Here is a 22,377-nt window from a genome sequence, read left to right as displayed (position 1 = left end):
CCGGAGAAACACCATGAAACCTACAATGGCTCTCAAACCACTGGTTTTCGCACTGGCCGCAGTCATGGCAATGGCCGCTCAGGCAGGTGGTAACGAACATGGTCACAACGGCGGTCATGGCAACGGCCATGGCGATCACAACCAAGGTCCGGATCTCAACACTCTGCTGCAAATCACCGCTGGGGCCGGTGCTGCAGTGATCGACGTGCAGAACAGCAACACCAACGTGGTGAAAAATCAGGGCACCAACAACAACGCCAAGATGGACAACTCCCTGAACAGCTCCAACGGCAACATGGGCGCCAACGTCGCCGCCGGCGACGGCAACCAACAAGACAACGCCGCTGCCCTGGCAACCGCTGATGAAAGCTTCATCTTCGGCAGCGCCGTGGCCGCTTCCAGCGCCACCCAGGTCAACAACAACAACTACGTGAAAAACTCGTCGACCCAAAACAACGCGACGATGAACAACTCCGGCAACAACGGCTCCGGCAACATCGGCGTCAACGTCACCGCCGGCGACTTCAACCAACAGAAAAACAACCTGGCCATTGCCGTGTCCGGTGGTCGCGTAGCCACCGCCGCCGCCTCGGCCAACCAAACCTCCACCAATCTGGTGGTGGATAACAAAGGTGTCCAGGCCTACAAAAAAGACACCCTCACTGGCGGCTTCGTGGCCTCCGGCAGCTACAAAGGCACCGGCAGCGGCAAGATCGAAGGCGGCGACGATCACAGCGGTCATGGCTATGGCGACAACAAAGGCCACGGCAACGACGATCAGAAACTCACCTTCAAGGAACAAGGCACCATCGAACTGGCCGGCTACTGGACCCAGCAAGTGCTGACCAAAGACGGCTGGAAAAACCCAGTGGTCAACAACGCCAGCATGACCAACTCGATGAACGGCTTCTCCGGCAACGGCGGCGCCAACGTCTCGGCCGGTGTGGGCAACCAACAAAGCAACTCGCTGTCCATCGCCGCCGGCTGCAAAGCCTGCATGTAGTAGCAATCGTAACGAAAGCCCCGGAAACGGGGCTTTTCCACAGTCTCACCAGGCGTAACGATCATGCGTACTGCGATCATCATTCTACTGTTGAGCCTATGCGGCCCCGTGTACTCGGCACAGATGGCCGTGGCCGGACTCGCGGGCGGCGGCCTGATCTTCAAGCAAGTGCAAAGTGTGCGTGAGCGCAAATTCAGCGACATCGTCGAACAGAAGACCGACTTCAGTTGCGGCGCCGCGGCGCTGGCAACCATCCTGCGTCAGGCCTACTGGCTGGACGTCAACGAGGAACAAGTGATCAAGGGCATGCTGATGAATTCGGACCAGAAGCTGGTCCAGACTCAGGGCTTCTCGATGCTTGACATGAAACGCTATGCAGAAAGCATCGGCATGCGCGCCAGGGGTTACCGGATTCCTCCGGAAAAGCTCGAGGCGGTGACCATCCCGGTGGTCGTACTGATGGAAATTCGCGGCTACAAACACTTCGTGGTGATGCAGCGGGCCCAGAAAGACTGGGTCTACATCGGTGATCCGGTGCTGGGTCACAAACGCTACACCCATGAAGACTTCGTCAAGGGCTGGAACGGCATCGTCTTTGCCATCATCGGCCCGGGCTATGACAAGGCCAACGCCCTGCTCGACCCGCCCGCCCCGCTGACCGCGAAAAACAAGCTCGACACCTTCTACCCAGTCAAAGACGCGGAACTGATGGATTTCGGTTTCATCCAGAGCGACTTCTTCTAAGGGGATCGCGCCACGATAAAAAAGGGGGGCAGGACGCTCCGGGAGCAGCAGATGAAGACTACATACTGGCTGGCAGCGGCCTGTCTGGCAGCAGCGCTTCCAGCCCATGCTGGTTTCAAACCCATCGAAGTCCAGGACCAGGAACTCTCGCAATTGCGGGGCCGCTACGTGATGCCGGGACGGATCATCAGTTTCGGCATCGTCATGAGCAGTACCTGGCGCAACGCCAGTGGCGACCTGATCGGCGCCACCAGCACCCTGCAGATTCAACAGTCCACCGTCACCCCGCAATTCTACGTCACCACCATCAACCAGGCCGGCAACGGCAGCACGCCTTCTCAAGGCACCGGCAACGTGATCGGTGGCGCCGGCCTGGGCACCGGCCAGGGCGTGACTCAGGTGGTGCGCGCCGCCGGCGACGGCAACAGCGCCTACAACAACGTCAGCATCAATGTCAGCGAAGCCAATCAGGCGCCCGGCCTGAGCAGCAACCCCGGCCAGGCCCTGCTCAGCGGCCAGACCATCACCGGCAGCAATGCCGCCGGCAGTGTCTCGGTGTCGGCGCTCAATGGCGGGATCCAGATGGCCATTCTGGCCAGCGCCAACCAGGGCGGCACCTTGCAGCAGGTGGGCCAGGGCAACGTCCTGCAGAACACCCGGCTGCTGGGCAACAGCAACCTGGTCAGCAACCTGACCCAGCTCAACGTAGTCCTGCAAAACAACGGTCCCAGCAAAGGGGCACTGGACTGCAACCTGACCACCCTCAATGGACTACGCAATTTGAAATTCTGAACTACGCTTTTTTCGACCATTGGGGTTCACAAGGGACGGTTTATTTCATGTATCGATCGGTTTCACTGCGCGCGGTTGTATGTTTGAGCACTCTATTTCCGGCGGCGGCCTTGCAGGCGGCGCCTGATGCGGACGTAGAGACCCTGAAACAAGAACTTCTGGAGCTGAAGCAACGTTACGAAGTGCAGCAGAAGGCGCTGGCAGTGCTGGAACAACGGGTACGCCAGGTCGAAGACCAGCCTGCGGCGCCTCCTCCCAAGCGCCTGGCAAAATCACCCGCCGACCTCAAGGGCAACCAGCAGGTTGCCGGCAGAGGGGCCGCAGCAGCGTCAGGGGGCGCTGCGGGTGGCGCGAGCTATGGCCAGTCACTCAAGGATGACTCGACGCCGGCGCAAAGCGTGACCAACCTCTACGACGAGGCCAGCGGCTTCTTCGGCGGCGGCAAGTTCAGCGTTGAAACGGGCATCAGCTACGCCCGCTACGACACCCGTCAACTGACCCTCAACGGCTTTCTGGCCCTGGACTCGATCCTGCTGGGCACCGTCAACCTGGATCGGATCAAGTCTGACACCTGGACCCTGGACCTGACCGCCCGCTACAACCTGGACAACCGCTGGCAATTCGATATAAACGCGCCGGTTGTCTATCGCGAGTCGACTTACCAGTCGGGTGGCGCCAACGGCGGCAGCAGCCAATCCATCTCGGAAAGTACCGTCACTCGCGACCCGACTCTGGGTGACGTCAACGTCGGGGTGGCCTACAAGTTCCTCGACGAGTCCGACTCCCTGCCTGACGCCGTGGTCAGCCTGCGGGTCAAGGCGCCCACCGGCAAGGACCCTTTCGGTATCAAGTTCATCAATCCGGACCCTGGCAACAACAACCTGGTCGTGCCTGAAAGCCTGCCCACCGGTAATGGTGTCTGGTCGGTGACCCCCGGGATCTCGCTGGTCAAGACGTTTGATCCGGCGGTGCTGTTCGGCAGCCTGTCCTACACCCACAACCTGGAAGAATCGTTCGGCGACATCAGCTCCAATGCCGGGCAGAAGATCCCCGGCAAGGTGCAATTGGGCGACAGCTTCCAGATTGGCGCCGGTGTAGCCTTCGCCCTCAACGAAAAAATGAGCATGGCGTTCTCGGTATCGGATCAGATCCAGAAGAAGAGCAAGATCAAGTACACCGGCCAGGACTGGCAAACGGTGGAGTCCAGCGACGCCAACGCCGCCTACTTCAACGTCGGCATGACCATTGCCGCCACCGAGCACCTGACCATCGTGCCCAACCTGTCCCTGGGCATGACCCAGGATGCGCCCGACTTCACCTTCAGCCTGAAATTCCCGTACTACTTCTGATCCACCCAAAACAACAAGGCCCGCGACGATTCCCCAATCGCCGCGGGCCTTGGCGTTTCTCCCCGCCCTAGCGGATCTGATGCTTGTGCAGTAAACGGTAGAAGGTCGGGCGCGAGATGCCCAGCACCCGCGCCGCAACGCTGAGGTTGTCGCTGTGCCGGTTGAGCACATCGCACAGGGCCTCGCGCTCGGCGCGGTGTTTGTAGTCCTCCAGGGTGCCCATGGGCAGATCCTGGGCCTGGAGGCTCTGCAGCCCCAGATCGCTGGCCTGAATCTGCCGCCCCTCGGCCAGCACCAGGCCCCGGCGCACCCGGTTGGCCAGTTCACGGACATTGCCCGGCCAATCGTGCTTGCCCATGGCCACCAGGGCATCCTCGCTGAAACTGCGGGGCCGGCGCCCGGTTTCCTGGCTGTAGAAATGGGCAAAGTGACTGGCGAGCATGCCCAGGTCGCCGTGACGCTCGCGCAAGGGTGCGGTGATCACCTGCAACACATTCAGCCGGTAGTACAGGTCCTCACGGAAACGGCCAGCGGCGATCGCCGCCTCCAGATCGACGTGGGTCGCCGCCAGGACGCGCACATCCACTGGAATCGGCTGGCTGCCGCCAACCCGCTCGATGTGTTTTTCCTGCAGAAAGCGCAACAGATTGGCTTGCAGCTCCAACGGCAAGTCGCCGATCTCATCGAGAAACAAGGTGCCGCCATGGGCGGCCTCGATACGCCCGACCTTGCGCTGATGGGCCCCGGTAAAGGCGCCCTTTTCATGGCCGAAGAGCTCGGACTGGATCAGGTGCTCGGGAATCGCCCCGCAGTTGATCGCCACAAAGGGCTTGTCATGACGCTGGGACTGGCGATGCAGGGTGCGCGCCACCAGTTCCTTGCCGGTGCCGCTCTCACCGCGGATCAGTACTGGCGACTCGGTGGGCGCCAGTTTGCTCAGCAACTTGCGCAAGTCGCGGATCGGCCGGCTGTCGCCGAGCAACTCGTGCTCGGGCTGGTCCACATGAATCGAGCCCTGGCCACGCAGGCGAGCCATGCCAAAGGCCCGGCCCAGGGTGACCTGAACCCGGGATACGTCGAACGGCAGCGTATGGAAATCGAAAAACCATTCGCAGACGAAGTCACCGACCTTCTGCAGGCGCAGCACTTCCGGACTCAACACCGCAATCCACTCGGTGCCGCTGTGGCTGATCAGCTCCTTGACCGCCTCCGGGCGCTCCAGGTGAAAGGGCTGCAGGCGCAGCAGGCCGACATCGCAGGAACGCTCGCGGGCCGCTTCCAGGTCACAGCTGTCGACATCCCAACCTATGGTGCGCAATCCGGGTAACAGGCGGTGACAGTCGTCACAGGGATCGACCACCAGCAGGCGCCGCTGCACAGGAGCTTCGAGCATGAGTATTCCTTGACGCCAAAAGTTCGAAAAAGTTATTAGAAACAGTGGTTTGGCAAACCTGGCTGTAACATTAGCAAGAACTTGACGGCCGAATGTATCGATTGCTTATAGCGTCGATTACCAAAAGAACTAAGCGGTCGGCGAACGGGCTCTGCGAGCGACTGATTGTCGCAGTAGTTTTTAAAAAGCGCCGCAATTAATGGCCCGCCCACAAGCGTGCAGCACGAAAGTTGTAAAAACTTGTTTTTCGGTGTGACCCGATCCCCACCTCAGTGCATCAGTACACATAACCAGCCGAACGGTAAGCCCAACCGACGGCACATCATCTGATTGGGCACACAGAGAGAAGACCCCATGAACGCCCCGCTCCGTAGAAACGAAGCACTTTTGATCGCCGACCGCGCATTCAAGCCTTTTCAATGCGTGGCCTGGGCCCCACAGGACGGGAACGGCGAACTGAGCCTGACCGTCATCGACCGTACCAGCACCCGTATCGGCCAGACCCGTATTCCCACCAGCGCCTACTCCGATCCGGCCCAGCTCGAAGACCTGCTCAAGCAGGCCCGGGCTGAACTGAGCCAGGAAGGTTATATCCTGCAGTCTTGGGCCATGCCCAAGTAAGGGATGCTGTTAACGGATCACCCTACGGGGTGATCCGTTATTCAAGACAAACAACTAAGCACGCTATCTATCTCCCCTCCTCCGACAACTTTCGCGCCCTGCCGCTGGTTGTTTCTGTTGTTATAAACGAGTCACCACGAAGAATGTTTCTGGCAACTAGCCAGCGCACTTAGTGGGCCTTTGCCAGGTGACCGCGCCCCAGCCCCATCAACAGATCGCTGAAACTGCCCGGCCCGGTCACCAAAGCTTGCGCCTAGAGCAGTCCGCCAAAGCGTCGGTAGTAACTCTCGCCGACATCCGGCAGCGGACCGTCGGCGTTTTCCAGGGCGCTGGCCAGCCATTGCTCGGCCTTGGCCTGGATCAGGCGATAGATATTGCGGCACAGCTGGCGTGCCGCCCGGCCCTCCCAGTCCCCGGGAAGCAGCTCGTCCGGCAACTGCGGATCACGCAGCAACAGTTTGCGGTACTCATGGATCAGCAGCAGACGGGCCAGGAAACAGTCGGCCGGCTGCAGTTGCTCCTGCTCGCGCAAGGCCTGCCACAGCGGGCGGAACAACTGGATGAACTCACTGTAATGCGCCGCCAGCTCATCGATGTTCCAGCTCTCGCGCACTTGCAGGCGCAGGGCCCTGGAACCCAGGACATCCTCGGCCGTGGTGCAAAAGACAATGGTGTCTTCCTGGGCGCCCAGTTCCTGCAAGGTGGCATTGACGTCGGCGCGATCACTGCGCGGACAGGCCAGCAACAGCGGCGACATCGCGGCAAAACCTTGCCATTCCAGCTCCTCACGCACCTGCTTGCGCAGCTCCGGTTGCAACTGCGAGAGCATCACCAGGCACCAGGAGCCGTCCCAAGCCGGCACAGCGGCGCTGTACACCCGCTTGAAGGCCTTGTCGAAACGCCGGCGGCCACTGAGGGTCAGGCTGTAGTAGCTGCGACGCCCGACCTTTTCAGCGCTCAGCCAGCCCTCCTTGCTCAAACGGAAGATCGAAGTGCGGATCAGCCGCTCGTTGATCCCCATGGGTTCCAGCAATTGAATCAGGCTACCCAGCCAAACCGTGCCGCCATGGGGCTCGATGGCATCGCCGTACAAGGTGATGATCAGCGAGCTGGCGCGGATCGGGGTCTGTTCCTGAAAGCGTTTGATCAGATGATTCAGTGGCGCGAGGGACGACATGGACGTACCGGAAAAAAAGGAAGAAATATAGCGGGTTTCAAGGGCAAGCAGCGGCCCGAGCCGTTGATTGCCGCGCTTGGCCTCAAAGACTGTGCTTGGGGCGCACCTGGCTGCCGGCAAACCTTGGCCGGTCGGCCTCCACTTGCACCAGTGGCTCACAGACCTGCATCCGTTCCAGGCAGCGTCGGGTCAGGTGCTGATATTCGCGGGTGCCGGCCTGTTTCCAGGCCACTTCCTGATCACTCAAGGTACGCGTGACCCGAGCCGGCGCGCCCATCACCAGCGACTGCGGCTCACACGCGAAGCCGGCCTTGACGAACGCCGCCGCCGAAACGAAGGAGCGCGCCGCGATGACCGCGTTGTCCATCACCACCGCGTTCATGCCCACCAGCGCATCGGCGCCGATCCGGCAGCCATGCAACACCGCGCCATGGCCGATATGACCGTTGCGCTCGACCACCGTATCGCTGTCGGGAAAGCCGTGCATGACGCAGGTGTCCTGCAGATTGGCGCCCTCTTCGAGGATGATCCGCCCGAAGTCCCCTCGCAGGCTGGCCAGCGGCCCGACGTAGCAGTGCGGACCGACGATCACATCACCGATCAGCACCGCCGAAGGATGTACATAAGCACTGGGATCGACCACGGGAGTCAATCCATCGAGGCTGTAACACGTCATGCTCTACCCCTGTCCAAACACCAATAGACCACCGTTGCCGGCGAATGCAGCACCGCAACAGCGCGACGCGACTTAAGCCTATTACAAAACCAACAAAGCCGGCATTTTGTATCAGATTATTCTCGGCACACAAGAAACCCTGGTCGAGCAGCGCACCGCCCCTCCTGCACGCCCAGAAAAAGCCCATAAACAGCTTGATCAAGCCGGATCAAACTCTCCAGCCAGACCTCTTACGCGCCAAACAATGAGACACATTAATCAATATCGCTATTGATTTTATGTATCGCTTTGGCGATATACTCGGCCAAAACCGGCTCCCCAGCCGATCCAATAATCGAGCCGGCAACCGGCCGCAACCTCCCGAGGAGGTTCACCATGCCTCAACACCTTGCAGTCGACACCCCGAGCGGTGGCGTTCGCCTGATCACCCTGCAACGTCCGCAAGCCCTCAACGCCCTGACCACAGCCCTGTTGGCCGAGCTGGCGCAGGCCCTGGCTGCAGCCGAGGCCGACCCGCATACCCAAGTCGTGGTCCTGACCGGCAACCGCAAGGCCTTCGCCGCCGGCGCCGACCTCAAGGAAATGGCCGAACGCGACCTGACCGGCATCCTCAACGATCCGCGCCAGTCCAGCTGGGAACAGATCCGCCGCTTCAGCAAGCCGCTGATTGCCGCGGTCAACGGCTTCGCCCTCGGTGGTGGCTGCGAGCTGGCCATGCACGCCGACATCATCATCGCCGGCGAGGACGCACGCTTCGGCCAACCGGAAATCAACCTCGGGATCATGCCCGGCGCCGGCGGCACCCAGCGCCTGCCGCGCACCGTCGGCAAGTCCCTGGCCATGCAGATGGTGCTCACCGGCGAAGCCATAGATGCCCGGCATGCCCTGCGCGCCGGCCTGGTGAGCGAAGTCACCCAGCCGGAGCTGGTGGTCGAGCGCGCCCTGCAACTGGCCCGCCTGATCGCCGGCAAGGCGCCACTGGCGCTGCGCCTGGCCAAGGAGGCATTGCTCAAGGCCATGGACACCGACCTGGCCAGCGGCCTGCGCCTGGAACGCCATGCCTTTACCGTGCTGGCCGGCACCCGCGACCGCGAGGAAGGCATCGCCGCATTCCAGGAAAAACGCCCGGCGCAGTTCTCGGGCCACTGAGAACAACCCGCACCGTCCCTTTCGACCTGCACAGAGTGTCCCGACCATGAACTTCGCCACCCTCCTGTTCTCCATCGACCAGGGCGTCGCCCTCATCAGCCTCAACCGTCCCGAACAGCTCAACAGCTTCACCCCGCAGATGCACGGCGAGCTGCGCAGCGCCCTCAAGCAGGTGCGCAACAACCCCGAGGTGCGGGTGTTGCTGCTGACCGGCGAAGGCCGCGGCTTCTGCGCCGGGCAGGACCTGGGCGAGCGTAACGTCGCCCCCGGCGAGGCGCCGCCAGATCTGGGGCAATCCATCGAAGCCTTCTACAACCCGCTGGTGCGCGAGTTGCGCGACCTGCCGTTGCCGGTGATCTGCGCGGTCAACGGCGTGGCCGCCGGCGCCGGAGCCAACCTGCCCCTGGCTTGCGATCTGGTGCTGGCGGCGCGCTCCGCGAGCTTTATCCAGGCGTTCTGCAAGCTGGGGCTGATTCCCGATTCCGGCGGCACCTGGCTGCTGCCCCGGCTGGTGGGCATGGCCCGGGCCAAGTCCCTGGCCATGCTCGGCAACCGCCTGAGCGCCGAGCAGGCCGAACAATGGGGGCTGATCCATCAATGCGTAGACGACGACGCGCTGCGGGACGAAGCCCTGCGCCTGGCCCGCCACCTGGCCAGCCAACCCACCTATGGCCTGGCCCTGATCAAGCGCAGCCTGAATGCCAGCCTGCACAACAGCTTCGACCAGCAATTGGATCTGGAGCGCGACCTGCAGCGCCTGGCGGGCCGCAGCGCAGACTACCGCGAGGGCGTCAGCGCCTTCCTGGAAAAGCGCAGCCCCGTCTTCAAGGGGTGCTGAACATGAACCCACTCAGCCATAACGCCCGTATCGCCGTGGTCGGCGCCGGGGCCATGGGCGCCGGTATCGCCCAGGTCGCGGCCCAGGCCGGGCACCCGGTGCTGCTGCTGGACAAGCGGCCGGGCGCCGCGGCCCAGGCCATTGCCGCGATCGACCAGCGTCTCGGCCAGCGAGTGCTCCAGGGCAAGCTTGCGCCGAGTGCCCAGGAGGCCGTCCGCTGCCGCCTGCAGGCGGCGCAGAGCCTGGAGCAACTGGCGGACAGCGACCTGATCATCGAAGCCATCGCCGAACAGTTGCCGGCCAAGCAGCAACTGTTCGCCGAGCTGGAAGCCCTGTGTCGCGCCGACTGCATCCTCGCCAGCAACACCTCTTCCCTGTCGATCACCGCCATTGCCGCCGGCCTGCGCCACCCACAGCGCCTGCTGGGCCTGCACTTCTTCAACCCCGCGCCAGTGATGGCCCTGGTGGAGGTGGTGCGCGGACTGGCCAGCGATCCGGCGCTGGCGGACGACCTGTACCGAACCATGAGCCGCTGGGGCAAGCATCCGGTGCACAGCCGCTCGACCCCGGGTTTTATCGTCAATCGCGTGGCCCGGCCCTTCTACGGCGAAAGCCTGCGCCTGCTGCAGGAAGGGGCCGGCGACTGCGCCACCCTCGACGCCCTGCTGCGCGAGGCCGGCGGCTTCGCCATGGGCGCCTTCGAACTCACCGACCTGATCGGTCAGGACATCAACTACGCGGTGACCTGCTCGGTGCACGCGGCCTATTACGGTGATCCGCGCTACCAGCCGTCACTGATCCAGAAGGAACTGGTGGATGCCGGCTACCTGGGGCGCAAGAGCGGCCAGGGCTTCTATCGCTACGCCGCAGACGCGACACGCCCGCCCGCCGTCGGCCTGAGCAGCGACACGACCGTCGACCACTGCGTCGTGGAAGGCGACCTGGGCTGGGCTGCCCCCCTGGTCCAGCGCCTGGAGAGCCGGGGCGTCCAGGTGATCCGCCGCGACGGTCGGGGCCTGCTGCGGGTCGGCGAGGCGATCCTGGCGCCGAGCGACGGCCGCCCGGCCGGCCAGCGGGCCCGGGACGAAGGCCTGGGCAACAACCTGGTGCTATTGGACCTGGCCCTGGACTATCGCCAAGCCAGCCGCCTGGCCATCAGTTGCCCCCAGGCGATCGCGCCCCAGGCCCTGGACCAGGCCGTCGCCTTGCTGCAACGGGCCGGGCTGCAGGTCAGTCGGCTCAGCGATACCCCGGCCCTGGCCGTATTGCGCACCGTGGCGATGCTCGTCAACGAAGCCGCCGATGCCGTACTGCAGGGCGTGGCCTCGGCGGCGGATATCGATCTGGCCATGCGCAGCGGGGTCAACTACCCCCTGGGGCCCCTGGCCTGGGCCGACCAACTGGGCCTGCACCCCCTGCTCAAGGTGCTGGAACACCTCCAGGGCGCCTATGGCGAGGAACGCTACCGGCCCTCCCTGCTGCTGCGGCGCCACGTGGCCGAAGGGAGGACCTTCCATGACTGAGCAAGCCGCCATGGAGCTGGCCCGACGCTGCGCCCAGGGCCTTTTCCAGCGCGACCGGGCCAGCCAGGCGCTGGGCATGCGCCTGCTCTCGGTGGCCCCTGGCGCGGCGCGCCTGGGCATGACCGTCAGCCAGGACATGCTCCAGGGCCACGGCACCTGCCACGGCGGCGTGCTCTTCGCCCTCGCCGACTCGGCGTTCGCCATCGCCTGCAACAGCTACGACCAAGCCACGGTGGCCATGGGCTGCAGCATCGAATACATCGCACCGGCGCATCAGGGAGACACCCTGACCGCCGACTGCCATGAACAGAACCGCAGGGGGCGCACAGGGCACTATGCGGTTCGCATCGAAAACCAGCAGGGACAGCTGATTGCCCTGTTTCAAGGCAAATCCTACAAAGTGCGCGGCCCAGTGCTGACACAGGAGACAGACCATGAATGACGCACTGATCATCGATGCCGTCCGAACCCCGATCGGGCGCTATGCCGGGGCGCTGAGCAGCGTGCGCGCCGACGACCTGGGGGCGATCCCCCTGCGCGAACTGCTGCGCCGCCATCCGCAGGTCGACTGGAGCGAGGTGGACGACCTGATCTACGGCTGCGCCAACCAGGCCGGCGAGGACAATCGCAACGTGGCCCGCATGTCGGCACTGCTGGCCGGGCTGCCGACCCGCGTATCGGCGGTCACCCTCAACCGCCTGTGCGGCTCCGGGCTGGATGCCGTGGGCAGCGCCGCCCGAGCGATTCGCAGTGGCGAGGCCGGACTGGTCCTGGCCGGCGGCGTGGAGTCCATGTCCCGGGCACCCATGGTGCTGGCCAAGGCCGAAAGCGCCTTCTCGCGCCAGGCCGAGCTGTACGACACCACCCTGGGCTGGCGTTTCGTCAACCCCTTGATGCAGCAGCAGTACGGCATCGATTCGATGGCCGAGACTGCGGAGAACGTCGCCGAACAGTTCAGCATCTCCCGCGCCGATCAGGACGCCTTCGCCCTGCGCAGCCAACTGCGCGCCAGCGCGGCCCAGGCCAGCGGCCGCCTGGCCCGGGAGATCGTCCCGGTAAGCATTGCCCAGCGTAAAGGCCCGCCGCTGGAGGTGAGCGTCGATGAACACCCCCGGGCCGCAACCACCCTGGAACAGCTGCAGAAACTGCCGACGCCCTTCCGCCCTGATGGCAGCGTCACCGCTGGCAACGCCTCGGGACTCAACGACGGCGCCTGCGCCCTGCTGCTGGCCAGCCCGGCCCTGGCCCAGCGTCATGACCTGCGGCCCCGGGGCCGGGTGGTGGCCATGGCCACCGCCGGGGTCGAGCCCAGGATCATGGGCATCGGCCCGGTACCGGCCTGCCACAAGGTGCTGGACCTGGCCCAGCTCAGCCTGACGGACCTGGACGTGATCGAGCTCAACGAGGCCTTTGCCGCCCAGGCCCTGGCGGTGCTGCGCGAACTGGGGCTGGCGGACGACGACCCACGGGTCAACCCCAACGGCGGCGCCATTGCCCTGGGGCATCCCCTGGGCATGAGCGGCGCGCGACTGGTGACCACCGCCCTGCACGAACTGGAGCAGCGTCAGGGACGTTATGCCCTGTGCACCATGTGCATCGGGGTCGGCCAAGGCATTGCCCTGATCATCGAGAGGCTGTAACAACCTCAGGATTCCATCCCTGCATGCACTCAGACCCCGCCTGCCGGCGAGAGACAAGACAACAACAATTCGAGTGAAACCATGAACATGCCGATTGCCCGAACCGTGCCCGACACCCCGCTGGACCCGATGGAAACCGCCAGCATCGACCAGTTGCGCCAGCATCAACTGGAGCGCCTGCGCTGGAGCCTCAACCACGCCTACGAGCGGGTGCCCCTGTATCGCCAGCGCTTCGACGCCCAGGGCGTGCACCCCCAGGACATCCACCACCTGGAAGATCTGGCGCAACTGCCCTTCACCACCAAGTCCGACCTGCGGGACCACTATCCCTACGGCATGTTCGCGGTGCCGATGCAGGAGGTGGCGCGCCTGCACGCTTCCAGCGGCACCACCGGCAAGCCCACGGTGGTCGGCTACACCCGCAACGACATCGACACCTGGGCCCAGGTGGTGGCGCGCTCGATCCGCGCCGCCGGCGGCCGACCGGGAGACAAGGTGCACATCTCCTACGGCTACGGCCTGTTCACCGGCGGCCTGGGAGCGCACTACGGCGCTGAGCGCCTGGGCTGCACGGTGATCCCCATGTCCGGCGGCCAGACCGAAAAGCAGGTGCAACTGATCAAGGATTTCCAGCCGGACATCATCATGGTCACGCCCTCCTACATGCTCAACATCGCCGACGAGATCGAACGCCAGGGCCTGGACCCGCAGCAACTGGCACTGCGCCTGGGCATCTTCGGCGCCGAACCCTGGACCGATGAACTGCGCGGCGCCATCGAGCGGCGCCTGGGCATCAGCGCCCTGGACATCTACGGACTGTCGGAGATCATTGGCCCCGGGGTGGCCATGGAATGCGCCGAAACCCGCGACGGACCGACCCTGTGGGAAGACCACTTCTATCCCGAGATCATCGATCCGCAGACCGGCCAGGTCCTGCCCGACGGGGAAATGGGCGAACTGGTGCTCACCTCCCTGACCAAGGAGGCGCTGCCGATGATCCGCTACCGCACCCGCGACCTGACCCGCCTGCTACCGGGAACGGCACGCCCCATGCGGCGCATCGACAAGATCACCGGACGCAGCGACGACATGCTGATCATTCGCGGGGTCAACGTGTTCCCCACCCAGGTCGAGGAACTGGTGCTCAAGGCCGAGCACCTGGCGCCCTGCTACGAGATCCACCTGTACCGCCACGGCAATCTCGACAGTGTCGACATCCATGTCGAGCTCAAGAGCGAGCACCAGCACCTGGGGGACCCGCAACAACGGGCCATCTGCAGCGAGTTGAGTCGCCACATAAAGAACCATATCGGCATCAGCTCACGTATCGTTTTGCAGCCGCCATTCAGCCTGAAACGCTCCGAAGGCAAGGCTTGTCGAGTGCTCGACAAGCGCAAGTAGTCCTCAACAAAAACCAACAGCCCTGCGATGACGGGGCTTTTTTTGGCCTGGACAAACAGCTTGCCGACAAAGCGATACAGAAACAAAACATGACACGCTATTTTATGTTTGATATTTATTTGTGTATCACATATAAACATCACAGCCTCATCCACACCTTCAACCCGGGAGACACTGCATGTACGCACAGCTGGTAGACACGGGGGTCAAGCGCATCACGCCGCTGGCAGAAATGTCCGAGCAGGAACGCACCTTCCAGGAAAAAATCGACGGCGAGATCAAGATCGAGGCCAAGAACTGGATGCCCGATGCCTACCGCCAGACGCTGATCCGGCAGATCTCCCAGCACGCCCACTCGGAAATCGTCGGCATGCTGCCGGAAGGCAACTGGGTCACCCGCGCCCCGACCCTCAAGCGCAAGCTGCAACTGATGGCCAAGATCCAGGACGAAGCCGGTCACGGCCTGTACCTGTACAGCGCCATGGAAACCCTGGGCGCCGACCGCGACGAGGAAATCGCCAAGCTCCACAGCGGCCGCGCCAAGTACTCGAGCATCTTCAACTACCCGACCCTGAACTGGGCCGACATGGGCGCGGTGGGCTGGCTGGTGGACGGTGCCGCCATCGTCAACCAGGTGGTGCTGCAGCGCACCTCCTACGGCCCCTATGCCCGGGCCATGGTGCGCATCTGCAAGGAAGAGAGCTTCCACCAGCGCCAGGGCTACGAAATCCTCCTGACCATGATGCGCGAGGGCAACCAGGCGCAGCGAGACATGGTCCAGGACGCCATCAACCGCCTGTGGTGGCCGGCACTGATGATGTTCGGCCCCAGCGACGAACACTCCCCCAACAGCGCCCAGTCCATGGCCTGGAAAATCAAGCGCCAGAGCAACGACGAACTGCGTCAGCGCTTCATCGACCAGACCATCCCGCAGCTGGAGCTGTTGGGCTGCACCTGCCCCGACCCGGACCTGAAGTGGAACGCCGAACGCGGCCACTACGACTTCGGCGAGATCCAGTGGCAGGAATTCTACGAGGTGCTCAAGGGCAATGGCCCATGCAACCAGGAGCGCCTGGAAACCCGCCGCCGGGCCATCGACGACGGCGCCTGGGTGCGGGCCGCCGCCGTGGCCCACGCCCAGAAACAAGCCAACAAGAACGCCGCCTGAGCGCGCCTGCCTGATCCGGAGTCAATCCCATGTCTGAATGGACCCTTTACGAAGTCTTCGTGCGCAGCAAGCACGGCCTCAATCACAAGCATGTGGGCAGCGTGCACGCCGCCGACGCCGCCATGGCCATGACCAACGCCCGGGACCTGTACACCCGGCGCAGCGAAGGCGTGAGCCTGTGGGTGGTGCCCTCGGCGCAGATCGTTGCCTCCTCCCCGGATGACAAGGACCCGCTGTTCGATCCGGCCGACGACAAGGTCTACCGCCACGCCAGCTTCTACCAGCTGCCCCCTGAAGTCGGACACATGTGAGGCCGGCCATGAACCCTGCAAACGATCTGATCAACCACCTGCTGCGCCTGGGCGACAGCGCCCTGATCCAGGGCCAGCGCCTGTGCGAATGGTGCGGCCGGGCCCCGGCCCTGGAAGAAGAACTGGCGCTGATGAACGTCGGCCTCGACCTGGTGGGCCAGGCCCGCAACTGGCTGGACTACGCCGCCGAACGGCTGGCCGATGGCCGCGACGCCGATCACCTGGCCTTCCGTCGTGACGAGCGGGCCTACCGCAACCTGTTGCTGGTGGAGCAGCCCAATGGCGATTTCGCGGTGACCCTGCTCAAGCAGTTCTTCTACGACGCCTGGCACCTGGAAACCCTCAAGGGCCTGAGCCAGTCGGCGGATGAGCGGATGGCCGGCATCGCCGCCAAGGCCCTCAAGGAAGTCACCTATCACCTGCGGCGCTCCAGCGAATGGGTCGAGCGCCTGGGAGACGGCACCGAGGAAAGCCACCAGCGCATGCTGCAGGCGATCCCCCGGCTGTGGCGCTTCACCGGCGAGCTGGTCGAGCACCACGCCACGGAAATCGAGCTGCACCGGGCCGGCCTGTGGGCCGATCCGGTCCAGGTGGCCGAGGCCTGGCGCGCCACCGTCGAAACCCACTTCGCCCGGGCCACCCTGCCCGTGCCCGAGGCGCCGAGCCACTTCTACCTGGATGCACGCCGGGGCCTGCACACCGAGCACCTGGGCCCACTGCTGGCCGAGATGCAATTCCTGCCGAGGGCCTACCCCGATGCGGTCTGGTGAACTGATCGGCAGCGACCAGGGCGCGCGGAGCCTGCAACGGGGCGACCTGGACCTGGCCTGGAGCACCCTGGATCAGGTCATGGACCCGGAAGTGCCGGTGGTCAGCGTGCTCGACCTGGGCATCGTCCGCGACCTGGACTGGCAGGCCGGCCATCTGCAGGTGGCGCTGACCCCCACCTACTCCGGCTGCCCGGCCACCGAGGTGATCGAGAACGACATTCGCCAGGCCCTGGAACAGGCCGGCTTCAAGGCTCCGCGCCTGGTGCGCCAACTGACCCCGGCCTGGACCACCGACTGGATCACCGAGCGCGGTCGCCAGCGCCTGCGGGCCTACGGCATCGCGCCGCCCTCGGGCAGCAGCAAGCACAGCCTGCTGGGGGACGCGCCCCAGGTGCTCTGCCCGCAATGCGGCAGTGCCCACAGCGAGCGCCTCAGCGAGTTCGGCTCCACCGCCTGCAAGGCCCTGTACCGCTGCCGCGACTGCCTGGAACCCTTCGACTATTTCAAGTGCATCTGAGCCGCCCGCGCCCCAGAGGAGAATCACCATGAGCCAGTTCCACCGCTTGACCATCAAGGATGTACGCAGCGAGACCCGCGATGCGGTGTCCATCGCCTTCGAGATTCCCCGGCACCTGCAAGCGCAGTTCCACTTCACCCAGGGCCAGCATCTGGTGCTGCGCACCGAACTGGAGGGCGAGGAAGTCCGGCGCTCCTACTCCATCTGCAGCGGGGTGAATGACGACGAGCTGCGCATCGCGGTGAAACGCGTCAGCGGCGGGCGCTTTTCGGCCTTCGCCAACGAACGGCTCAAGCCCGGGCAGTCGCTGGAGGTCATGCCTCCGGCCGGCCGCTTCCATGTCGAGCTGGAGCCGACCCGTCGCGGCCACTACCTGGCGGTGGCCGCGGGCAGCGGCATCACGCCGATCCTGTCGATCATCAAGAGCACCCTGGAAGGCGAGCCGCTGAGTCGCATCACCCTGCTCTACGGCAACCGCTCCAGCGCCTCGGCGCTGTTTCGCGAGCAGCTGGAGGACTTGAAGAACCGTTATCTGCAGCGCCTGAACCTGGTGTTCGTGTTCAGTCGCGAACAGCAGGACATCGACCTCTACAACGGCCGCATCAACCAGGACAAATGCCGGCAACTGTTTTCCCGCTGGCTCGATGTCAGGCAACTGGACGCGGCCTTCATCTGCGGCCCCCAGGCCATGACCGAAACCGTGCGCGACAGCCTCAAGGCCGCCGGCATGAAGGCCGAGCGCATCCACTTCGAGCTGTTCCATGCCGCCGGCGACGGCCAGAAGCGCCAGGCCCGGGAAGCCGCCCGCGCCCAGGACCCGCAGGTCAGCCGGATCACCGTGATCAGCGACGGTCGAGCCCTGGCCTTTGACCTGCCGCGCAACAGCCAGAGCCTGCTGGATGCCGGCAACGCCCAGGGCGCCGAACTGCCCTATTCGTGCAAGGCCGGGGTCTGCTCCACCTGCAAGTGCAAGGTCATCGAAGGCGAGGTGGAAATGGACAGCAACCACGCCCTGGAAGACTACGAAGTGGCGGCCGGTTATGTGTTGTCCTGCCAGTCCTATCCCCTCAGCGACAAGGTGGTCCTGGACTTCGACCAACCCTGAACCCAGCGTCGGTACGCGTGCCCCAGAACAACAACAAGAGAGAACCGCCCATGAGCCCGCAAGAAATAGACCGCATCACCCGCCACCCGGACTTTATCCAGCTGGTCCGGCGCAAGCAGCGACTCTACTGGTCCCTGACCCTGGTCATGCTCCTGGCCTACTACGGCTTCGTTTTGCTGGTGGCCTTCAATCCCGGCCTGCTGGGCCGCTCGCTGTCCGGCGGGGCCACCAGCGTCGGCATGCCAGTGGGCGTGGCGATGATTCTCCTGGCCTTTGCCCTCACCGGTCTTTATGTGTATCGCAGCAACCGGCTGCTGGACCCGCTGAACGACAAACTCAAGCGCGAGTACCGGTCATGAAGCGCGGTGCAGGAGCCTTCCTGCTGCCCTGCCTGCTGGTCTGGGACCTGGCCCTGGCCGCCGACGACAGCGCCCGCCCGCTGAACGAGAACGCCATCGGCATGTTCCTGGTGTTCGTCCTGCTGACCCTGGGCATCACCCGCTGGGCCGCCCTGCGCACCCGCTCGGCCAAGGACTTCTACACCGCCGGCGGCGGCATGAGCGGCCTGCAGAACGGCCTGGCGATTGCCGGTGACATGATCTCCGCCGCGTCCTTCCTGGGCATCTCGGCCATGATGTTTCTCAACGGCTACGACGGCCTGCTGTACGCCCTTGGGGTGTTGGCCGGCTGGCCGATCATCCTGTTCCTGATCGCCGAACGCCTGCGCAACCTGGGCACCTACACCTTCGCCGACGTGGTGTCCTATCGCCTGGCCCAGACGCCGGTGCGCCTGACCTCGGCGTTCGGCACCCTGACCGTGGCCCTGATGTACCTGGTGGCGCAGATGGTCGGCGCCGGCAAGCTGATCGAACTGCTGTTCGGCCTCAGCTACCTCCACGCGGTGATGCTGGTGGGCCTGCTGATGGTCTGCTACGTGACCTTCGGCGGCATGCTGGCCACCACCTGGGTGCAGATCATCAAGGCGGTGATGCTGCTCTCGGGCACCAGCTTCATGGCCTTCATGGTGCTCAAGCACTTCGGTTTCAGCAGCGAGGCGCTGTTCGCCCGCGCCAGCGAGGTGCACGCCAAGGGCAGCGCGATCATGGCCCCCGGCGGGCTGCTGTCGAACCCCATCGACGCCATTTCCCTGGGGCTGGGGATGATGTTCGGCACCGCCGGGCTGCCCCATATCCTCATGCGCTTCTTCACCGTCAGCGACGCCCGGGAAGCGCGCAAGAGCGTGCTCTATGCCACAGGTTTCATCGGCTACTTCTATCTGTTGCTGATCGTGGTCGGCTTCGGCGCGATCGTCATGGTCGGCACCGAGCCCGAGTATCGCGACGCCAGCGGCGCCATCATCGGCGGCGCCAACATGATCGCGGTGCACCTGGCCCAGGCGGTGGGTGGCAACCTGTTCCTGGGTTTCATCTCGGCCGTGGCCTTCGCCACCATCCTTGCGGTGGTGGCCGGGCTGGCGCTGTCCGGCGCCTCGGCGGTGTCCCATGACCTGTATGCCTGCGTGATGCGCCAAGGCCAGGCCAGCACCCAGCAGGAAATGCGCGTCTCGAAGATCGCCACCCTGTGCATCGGCGTCCTGGCGGTGCTGCTGGGGCTGCTGTTCGAATCGCAGAACATCGCCTTTCTCTCGGGGCTGGTGCTGGCGATTGCCGCGTCGGTGAATTTCCCCGTGCTGTTTCTTTCCATGTTCTGGAAAGGCCTGACCACCCGGGGCGCGGTGGGCGGCAGCCTGGCCGGGCTGATCTCGGCGATTGTCCTGCTGATCCTCAGCCCGGCGGTCTGGGTCAATGTGCTGCACCACCCCCAGGCGCTGTTTCCCTACGCCAACCCGGCGCTGTTCTCCATGAGCCTGGCGTTCCTTACGGCCTGGGCCTTGTCCGTCAGCGACCGCTCGCCCCGGGCCGAGCTGGAGCGCGGCCGCTACCTGGCGCAGTTCATCCGGTCCATGACCGGCATCGGCGCTGGCGGCGCCAGCCATCACTGAGTTGTCTCCCGGCGCCCGGTACGGTGCGCCGGCCCTCACTTGACCCTTCGGAGCCTTTCTCCCATGCCACAGTCTCCTACCCTGCAAAGCTTTATCGGCGGCCGCTGGATCGGCCAGCACCCGGCCCAGGCCTTGCGCAGCGCCATCGACGGCCATGAAGTGGCGCGCACCCATGAAGAGCCCCTGGACTTCGCCGAAGCGCTGCAACATGGCCGCGTGAACGGCGCCCGAGCCCTGCTGGCCCTGGATTTCCAGGAGCGCGCCCGGCGCCTCAAGGCCCTGGCGCTGTACCTTGGCGAGCGCAAGGAACAGCTGTACGCCCTGTCCCACCACAGCGGCGCGACCCGGGCAGACAGCTGGATCGACATCGAGGGCGGCAACAGCACCCTGTTCAGCTATGCCGGGCTCGGCGCCCGCGAGCTGCCCTCGGGCAACCTGCTGCACGAAGGCCCGGCACAGACCCTGAGCAAGCTCGGCAGTTTTGCCGGCACCCATATCCTGGTACCCCGTGGCGGCGTGGCGGTGCACATCAACGCCTTCAACTTTCCCATCTGGGGCATGCTGGAAAAGTTCGCCCCCTGTTTTCTCGCCGGCATGCCCTGCATCGTCAAACCGGCCAGTGCCACCAGCTACCTGACCGAGGCGGCGGTGCGCCTGATGCATGAGTCCGGCCTGTTGCCCGAAGGCAGCCTGCAACTGGTGATCGGCGGCACCGGCGATCTGCTCGATCGCCTGCAAGGCCAGGACCTGGTGACCTTCACCGGTTCGGCGGTCACCGCCGCCACGCTGCGGGCCAACCCCAACCTGATCCGCCACTCGGTGCCCTTCAACGCCGAGGCCGATTCGCTGAACTGCGCGATCCTGGCGCCGGACGTGACCCCGGACGACCCGGAGTTCGAGCTGTTCATCAAGGAAGTGGTGCGGGAAATGACGGTCAAGGCCGGGCAGAAATGCACCGCCATCCGCCGTGCCATCGTTCCGGCCAGGCAGTTGGACGCCGTGGCCACGGGCTTGCGCGAGCGCCTGGCGAAGGTGGTGGTCGGCGATCCGTCGCTGGAAGGCGTGCGCATGGGCGCCCTGGCCTCCCACGCGCAACAGCGGGACGTGGCCGAGCGCCTGGAAAGCCTGCTGCACAGCAGCGACCTGTTGTTCGGTGCCCGGGACGGCTTCGAGCCCCGGGGCGAAAACGTCAGCCAGGGCGCGTTCTTTGCCCCGACCCTGCTGCTGGCCCGCGATCCCCTGGCCCAGGGCGGCGCCCACGATATCGAGGCCTTTGGTCCGGTCAGCAGCCTGATGGCCTATGACGACCTGGACCAGGCCCTGGAACTGGCCGCCCGTGGCAAGGGCAGCCTGGTGGCCAGCCTGGTGACCAAGGACCCAGGCATCGCCGCCCAGGTCATTCCCCTGGCCGCGGCCTGGCACGGCCGGCTGCTGGTGCTGGACCGCGAGTGCGCCGGCGAATCCACCGGCCACGGCTCGCCACTGCCGCAACTCAAGCACGGCGGCCCGGGTCGCGCCGGTGGGGGTGAAGAGCTGGGCGGCCTGCGGGCGGTCAAGCACTACCTGCAGCGGGCCGCGGTGCAGGGCTCCCCGAGCATGCTGGCGGCAGTGACCGGTGAATACGTGCGCGGCGCCAAGGTCATCGAAACCGAGGTCCACCCGTTCCGCCGGCACTTCCAGGACCTGCAGGTCGGTGAATCCCTGCTGACCCACCGGCGCACCGTGACCGAAGCCGATCTGGTGAATTTCGGTTGCCTGTCGGGGGACCACTTCTATATGCACTTCGACGAGATTGCCGCCAAGCAGTCGCAGTTCGGCAAGCGCATTGCCCACGGCTATTTCGTGCTCTCGGCGGCGGCCGGTCTGTTCGTCTCCCCGGGGCCCGGCCCGGTCCTGGCCAACTATGGCCTGGACACACTGCGCTTCATCAGCCCGGTGGGCATTGGCGACACGCTGCAGGCGCGCCTGACCTGCAAACGCAAGATCGATCAGGGCAAGCAGAGCCCCCAGGGCACGCCGCAAGGGGTGGTGGCCTGGGACGTGGAAGTGACCAACCAACTGGGTGAACTGGTGGCCAGCTACGACATCCTGACCCTGGTCGCCAAGCGCCCCGACTAAACCCCACCCCCAGGCAGGCGCTGGCGGGCCAGCGAAGGCGTCCTTGAACGCTGCGCAAGACTCACAGGCCCATTCGTCGG

The 22,377-nt window shown here is 64.7% G+C and carries 22 protein-coding genes; 19 read left to right on the top strand and 3 right to left on the bottom strand.

What is annotated here, in order from left to right; translation table 11 throughout:
* Positions 1-13 precede the first annotated feature (13 nt).
* From L1O02_RS15195 to L1O02_RS15180, 4 genes are all read left to right on the top strand, one after another.
* On the top strand, positions 14-1,003 hold the full coding sequence (locus tag L1O02_RS15195; protein WP_060839374.1) for a hypothetical protein: 990 nt from the start codon (positions 14-16) through the stop codon (positions 1,001-1,003).
* A 63-nt stretch (positions 1,004-1,066) separates the two neighbouring features.
* Positions 1,067-1,747, top strand: coding sequence for a C39 family peptidase (locus tag L1O02_RS15190; protein WP_060839375.1), 681 nt, complete (start codon positions 1,067-1,069; stop codon positions 1,745-1,747).
* A gap of 51 nt (positions 1,748-1,798) precedes the next feature.
* The gene (locus L1O02_RS15185; RefSeq protein ID WP_060839376.1) at positions 1,799-2,539 is read left to right on the top strand and encodes a hypothetical protein; all 741 of its coding nucleotides are present in this window, start codon (positions 1,799-1,801) and stop codon (positions 2,537-2,539) included.
* 47 nt (positions 2,540-2,586) lie between these two features.
* Positions 2,587-3,888 (top strand): hypothetical protein, encoded by a 1,302-nt coding sequence (locus L1O02_RS15180; protein WP_235760192.1) that lies wholly within the window; start codon positions 2,587-2,589, stop codon positions 3,886-3,888.
* A 67-nt stretch (positions 3,889-3,955) separates the two neighbouring features.
* Here L1O02_RS15180 and L1O02_RS15175 read toward each other — a convergent pair whose 3' ends face one another.
* Positions 3,956-5,281 carry a sigma-54 dependent transcriptional regulator gene (locus L1O02_RS15175; protein WP_060839378.1) on the bottom strand — a complete coding sequence of 442 codons (1,326 nt, stop codon included), beginning with the start codon at positions 5,279-5,281 and terminating at the stop codon, positions 3,956-3,958.
* A gap of 354 nt (positions 5,282-5,635) precedes the next feature.
* Between L1O02_RS15175 and L1O02_RS15170 the strand changes: the two genes are divergently transcribed.
* Positions 5,636-5,902: a hypothetical protein gene (locus L1O02_RS15170; protein WP_042941674.1), complete on the top strand. Its 267-nt coding sequence runs from the start codon at positions 5,636-5,638 to the stop codon at positions 5,900-5,902.
* Positions 5,903-6,155: 253 nt separating this feature from the next.
* Here L1O02_RS15170 and paaX read toward each other — a convergent pair whose 3' ends face one another.
* Both paaX and paaY read right to left on the bottom strand, forming a co-directional pair.
* Entirely contained in the window at positions 6,156-7,079 is a 924-nt protein-coding gene (paaX, locus tag L1O02_RS15165) for a phenylacetic acid degradation operon negative regulatory protein PaaX (protein WP_060839379.1), read from the bottom strand.
* A gap of 82 nt (positions 7,080-7,161) precedes the next feature.
* Positions 7,162-7,755: a phenylacetic acid degradation protein PaaY gene (paaY, locus tag L1O02_RS15160; protein ID WP_060839380.1), complete on the bottom strand. Its 594-nt coding sequence runs from the start codon at positions 7,753-7,755 to the stop codon at positions 7,162-7,164.
* Positions 7,756-8,130: 375 nt separating this feature from the next.
* On the opposite strand from paaY, the gene paaF reads away from it, so the two are divergent.
* The 14 genes from paaF to paaZ all read left to right on the top strand — a co-directional run bounded on the left by paaF (position 8,131) and on the right by paaZ (position 22,297).
* Complete coding sequence (gene paaF / locus L1O02_RS15155; RefSeq protein ID WP_108543841.1) at positions 8,131-8,904, top strand: 2,3-dehydroadipyl-CoA hydratase PaaF; 774 nt, start codon at positions 8,131-8,133, stop codon at positions 8,902-8,904.
* Positions 8,905-8,950: 46 nt separating this feature from the next.
* Entirely contained in the window at positions 8,951-9,742 is a 792-nt protein-coding gene (gene paaG, locus L1O02_RS15150; protein ID WP_060843641.1) for a 2-(1,2-epoxy-1,2-dihydrophenyl)acetyl-CoA isomerase PaaG, read from the top strand.
* A gap of 2 nt (positions 9,743-9,744) precedes the next feature.
* Positions 9,745-11,265, top strand: coding sequence for a 3-hydroxyacyl-CoA dehydrogenase PaaH (gene paaH, locus L1O02_RS15145; protein WP_235760191.1), 1,521 nt, complete (start codon positions 9,745-9,747; stop codon positions 11,263-11,265).
* A complete protein-coding gene (gene paaI, locus L1O02_RS15140) occupies positions 11,258-11,707 on the top strand; it encodes a hydroxyphenylacetyl-CoA thioesterase PaaI (RefSeq protein WP_060839384.1) in 450 nt (149 codons plus the stop codon). Before paaH ends, paaI begins: the two co-directional genes overlap by 8 nt.
* A complete protein-coding gene (gene pcaF / locus L1O02_RS15135; RefSeq protein ID WP_235760190.1) occupies positions 11,700-12,905 on the top strand; it encodes a 3-oxoadipyl-CoA thiolase in 1,206 nt (401 codons plus the stop codon). The genes paaI and pcaF overlap by 8 nt, the downstream gene beginning before the upstream one ends.
* Before the next feature lie 81 nt (positions 12,906-12,986).
* Positions 12,987-14,306 (top strand): phenylacetate--CoA ligase PaaK, encoded by a 1,320-nt coding sequence (paaK, locus tag L1O02_RS15130; protein WP_235760189.1) that lies wholly within the window; start codon positions 12,987-12,989, stop codon positions 14,304-14,306.
* Between the two features lie 178 nt (positions 14,307-14,484).
* Positions 14,485-15,474 (top strand): 1,2-phenylacetyl-CoA epoxidase subunit PaaA, encoded by a 990-nt coding sequence (gene paaA / locus L1O02_RS15125; protein ID WP_060839387.1) that lies wholly within the window; start codon positions 14,485-14,487, stop codon positions 15,472-15,474.
* 29 nt (positions 15,475-15,503) lie between these two features.
* Positions 15,504-15,785 (top strand): 1,2-phenylacetyl-CoA epoxidase subunit PaaB, encoded by a 282-nt coding sequence (gene paaB, locus L1O02_RS15120; protein WP_060843646.1) that lies wholly within the window; start codon positions 15,504-15,506, stop codon positions 15,783-15,785.
* An 8-nt stretch (positions 15,786-15,793) separates the two neighbouring features.
* Positions 15,794-16,555: a 1,2-phenylacetyl-CoA epoxidase subunit PaaC gene (gene paaC, locus L1O02_RS15115; protein WP_102863495.1), complete on the top strand. Its 762-nt coding sequence runs from the start codon at positions 15,794-15,796 to the stop codon at positions 16,553-16,555.
* Positions 16,542-17,072, top strand: a complete 531-nt coding sequence (gene paaD / locus L1O02_RS15110) for a 1,2-phenylacetyl-CoA epoxidase subunit PaaD (RefSeq protein WP_235760188.1) — start codon at positions 16,542-16,544, stop codon at positions 17,070-17,072. Before paaC ends, paaD begins: the two co-directional genes overlap by 14 nt.
* 28 nt (positions 17,073-17,100) lie before the next feature.
* Positions 17,101-18,177 (top strand): 1,2-phenylacetyl-CoA epoxidase subunit PaaE, encoded by a 1,077-nt coding sequence (gene paaE / locus L1O02_RS15105; RefSeq protein ID WP_060839391.1) that lies wholly within the window; start codon positions 17,101-17,103, stop codon positions 18,175-18,177.
* A gap of 50 nt (positions 18,178-18,227) precedes the next feature.
* On the top strand, positions 18,228-18,536 hold the full coding sequence (locus tag L1O02_RS15100; protein WP_102863492.1) for a DUF485 domain-containing protein: 309 nt from the start codon (positions 18,228-18,230) through the stop codon (positions 18,534-18,536).
* Positions 18,533-20,179 (top strand): cation acetate symporter, encoded by a 1,647-nt coding sequence (locus tag L1O02_RS15095; RefSeq protein ID WP_235760187.1) that lies wholly within the window; start codon positions 18,533-18,535, stop codon positions 20,177-20,179. The genes L1O02_RS15100 and L1O02_RS15095 overlap by 4 nt, the downstream gene beginning before the upstream one ends.
* 63 nt (positions 20,180-20,242) lie before the next feature.
* Positions 20,243-22,297, top strand: coding sequence for a phenylacetic acid degradation bifunctional protein PaaZ (gene paaZ, locus L1O02_RS15090; RefSeq protein ID WP_235760186.1), 2,055 nt, complete (start codon positions 20,243-20,245; stop codon positions 22,295-22,297).
* Positions 22,298-22,377 lie beyond the last annotated feature (80 nt).

The sequence above is a fragment of the Pseudomonas sp. BC42 genome (assembly GCF_021560055.1).
GTDB lineage: Bacteria > Pseudomonadota > Gammaproteobacteria > Pseudomonadales > Pseudomonadaceae > Aquipseudomonas.
Note: the sequence above shows the minus strand (reverse complement) of the source record. Positions and strands in the feature narration are given on the sequence as shown.

Bases quoted from the DNA above. Each gene is read 5' to 3' on its own strand.
- paaE (WP_060839391.1), top strand. From the start codon at position 17,101: ATGAGCCAGTTCCACCGCTTGACCATCAAGGATGTACGCAGCGAGACC.
- L1O02_RS15095 (WP_235760187.1), top strand. From the start codon at position 18,533: ATGAAGCGCGGTGCAGGAGCCTTCCTGCTGCCCTGCCTGCTGGTCTGG.
- paaX (WP_060839379.1), bottom strand. From the start codon at position 7,079: ATGTCGTCCCTCGCGCCACTGAATCATCTGATCAAACGCTTTCAGGAA.
- paaD (WP_235760188.1), top strand. From the start codon at position 16,542: ATGCGGTCTGGTGAACTGATCGGCAGCGACCAGGGCGCGCGGAGCCTG.
- paaZ (WP_235760186.1), top strand. From the start codon at position 20,243: ATGCCACAGTCTCCTACCCTGCAAAGCTTTATCGGCGGCCGCTGGATC.
- L1O02_RS15185 (WP_060839376.1), top strand. From the start codon at position 1,799: ATGAAGACTACATACTGGCTGGCAGCGGCCTGTCTGGCAGCAGCGCTT.
- paaF (WP_108543841.1), top strand. From the start codon at position 8,131: ATGCCTCAACACCTTGCAGTCGACACCCCGAGCGGTGGCGTTCGCCTG.
- paaG (WP_060843641.1), top strand. From the start codon at position 8,951: ATGAACTTCGCCACCCTCCTGTTCTCCATCGACCAGGGCGTCGCCCTC.
- L1O02_RS15180 (WP_235760192.1), top strand. From the start codon at position 2,587: ATGTATCGATCGGTTTCACTGCGCGCGGTTGTATGTTTGAGCACTCTA.
- L1O02_RS15175 (WP_060839378.1), bottom strand. From the start codon at position 5,281: ATGCTCGAAGCTCCTGTGCAGCGGCGCCTGCTGGTGGTCGATCCCTGT.
- paaK (WP_235760189.1), top strand. From the start codon at position 12,987: ATGAACATGCCGATTGCCCGAACCGTGCCCGACACCCCGCTGGACCCG.
- paaA (WP_060839387.1), top strand. From the start codon at position 14,485: ATGTACGCACAGCTGGTAGACACGGGGGTCAAGCGCATCACGCCGCTG.
- L1O02_RS15190 (WP_060839375.1), top strand. From the start codon at position 1,067: ATGCGTACTGCGATCATCATTCTACTGTTGAGCCTATGCGGCCCCGTG.
- paaI (WP_060839384.1), top strand. From the start codon at position 11,258: ATGACTGAGCAAGCCGCCATGGAGCTGGCCCGACGCTGCGCCCAGGGC.
- paaY (WP_060839380.1), bottom strand. From the start codon at position 7,755: ATGACGTGTTACAGCCTCGATGGATTGACTCCCGTGGTCGATCCCAGT.
- paaC (WP_102863495.1), top strand. From the start codon at position 15,794: ATGAACCCTGCAAACGATCTGATCAACCACCTGCTGCGCCTGGGCGAC.
- L1O02_RS15100 (WP_102863492.1), top strand. From the start codon at position 18,228: ATGAGCCCGCAAGAAATAGACCGCATCACCCGCCACCCGGACTTTATC.
- L1O02_RS15195 (WP_060839374.1), top strand. From the start codon at position 14: ATGAAACCTACAATGGCTCTCAAACCACTGGTTTTCGCACTGGCCGCA.
- L1O02_RS15170 (WP_042941674.1), top strand. From the start codon at position 5,636: ATGAACGCCCCGCTCCGTAGAAACGAAGCACTTTTGATCGCCGACCGC.
- paaB (WP_060843646.1), top strand. From the start codon at position 15,504: ATGTCTGAATGGACCCTTTACGAAGTCTTCGTGCGCAGCAAGCACGGC.
- paaH (WP_235760191.1), top strand. From the start codon at position 9,745: ATGAACCCACTCAGCCATAACGCCCGTATCGCCGTGGTCGGCGCCGGG.
- pcaF (WP_235760190.1), top strand. From the start codon at position 11,700: ATGAATGACGCACTGATCATCGATGCCGTCCGAACCCCGATCGGGCGC.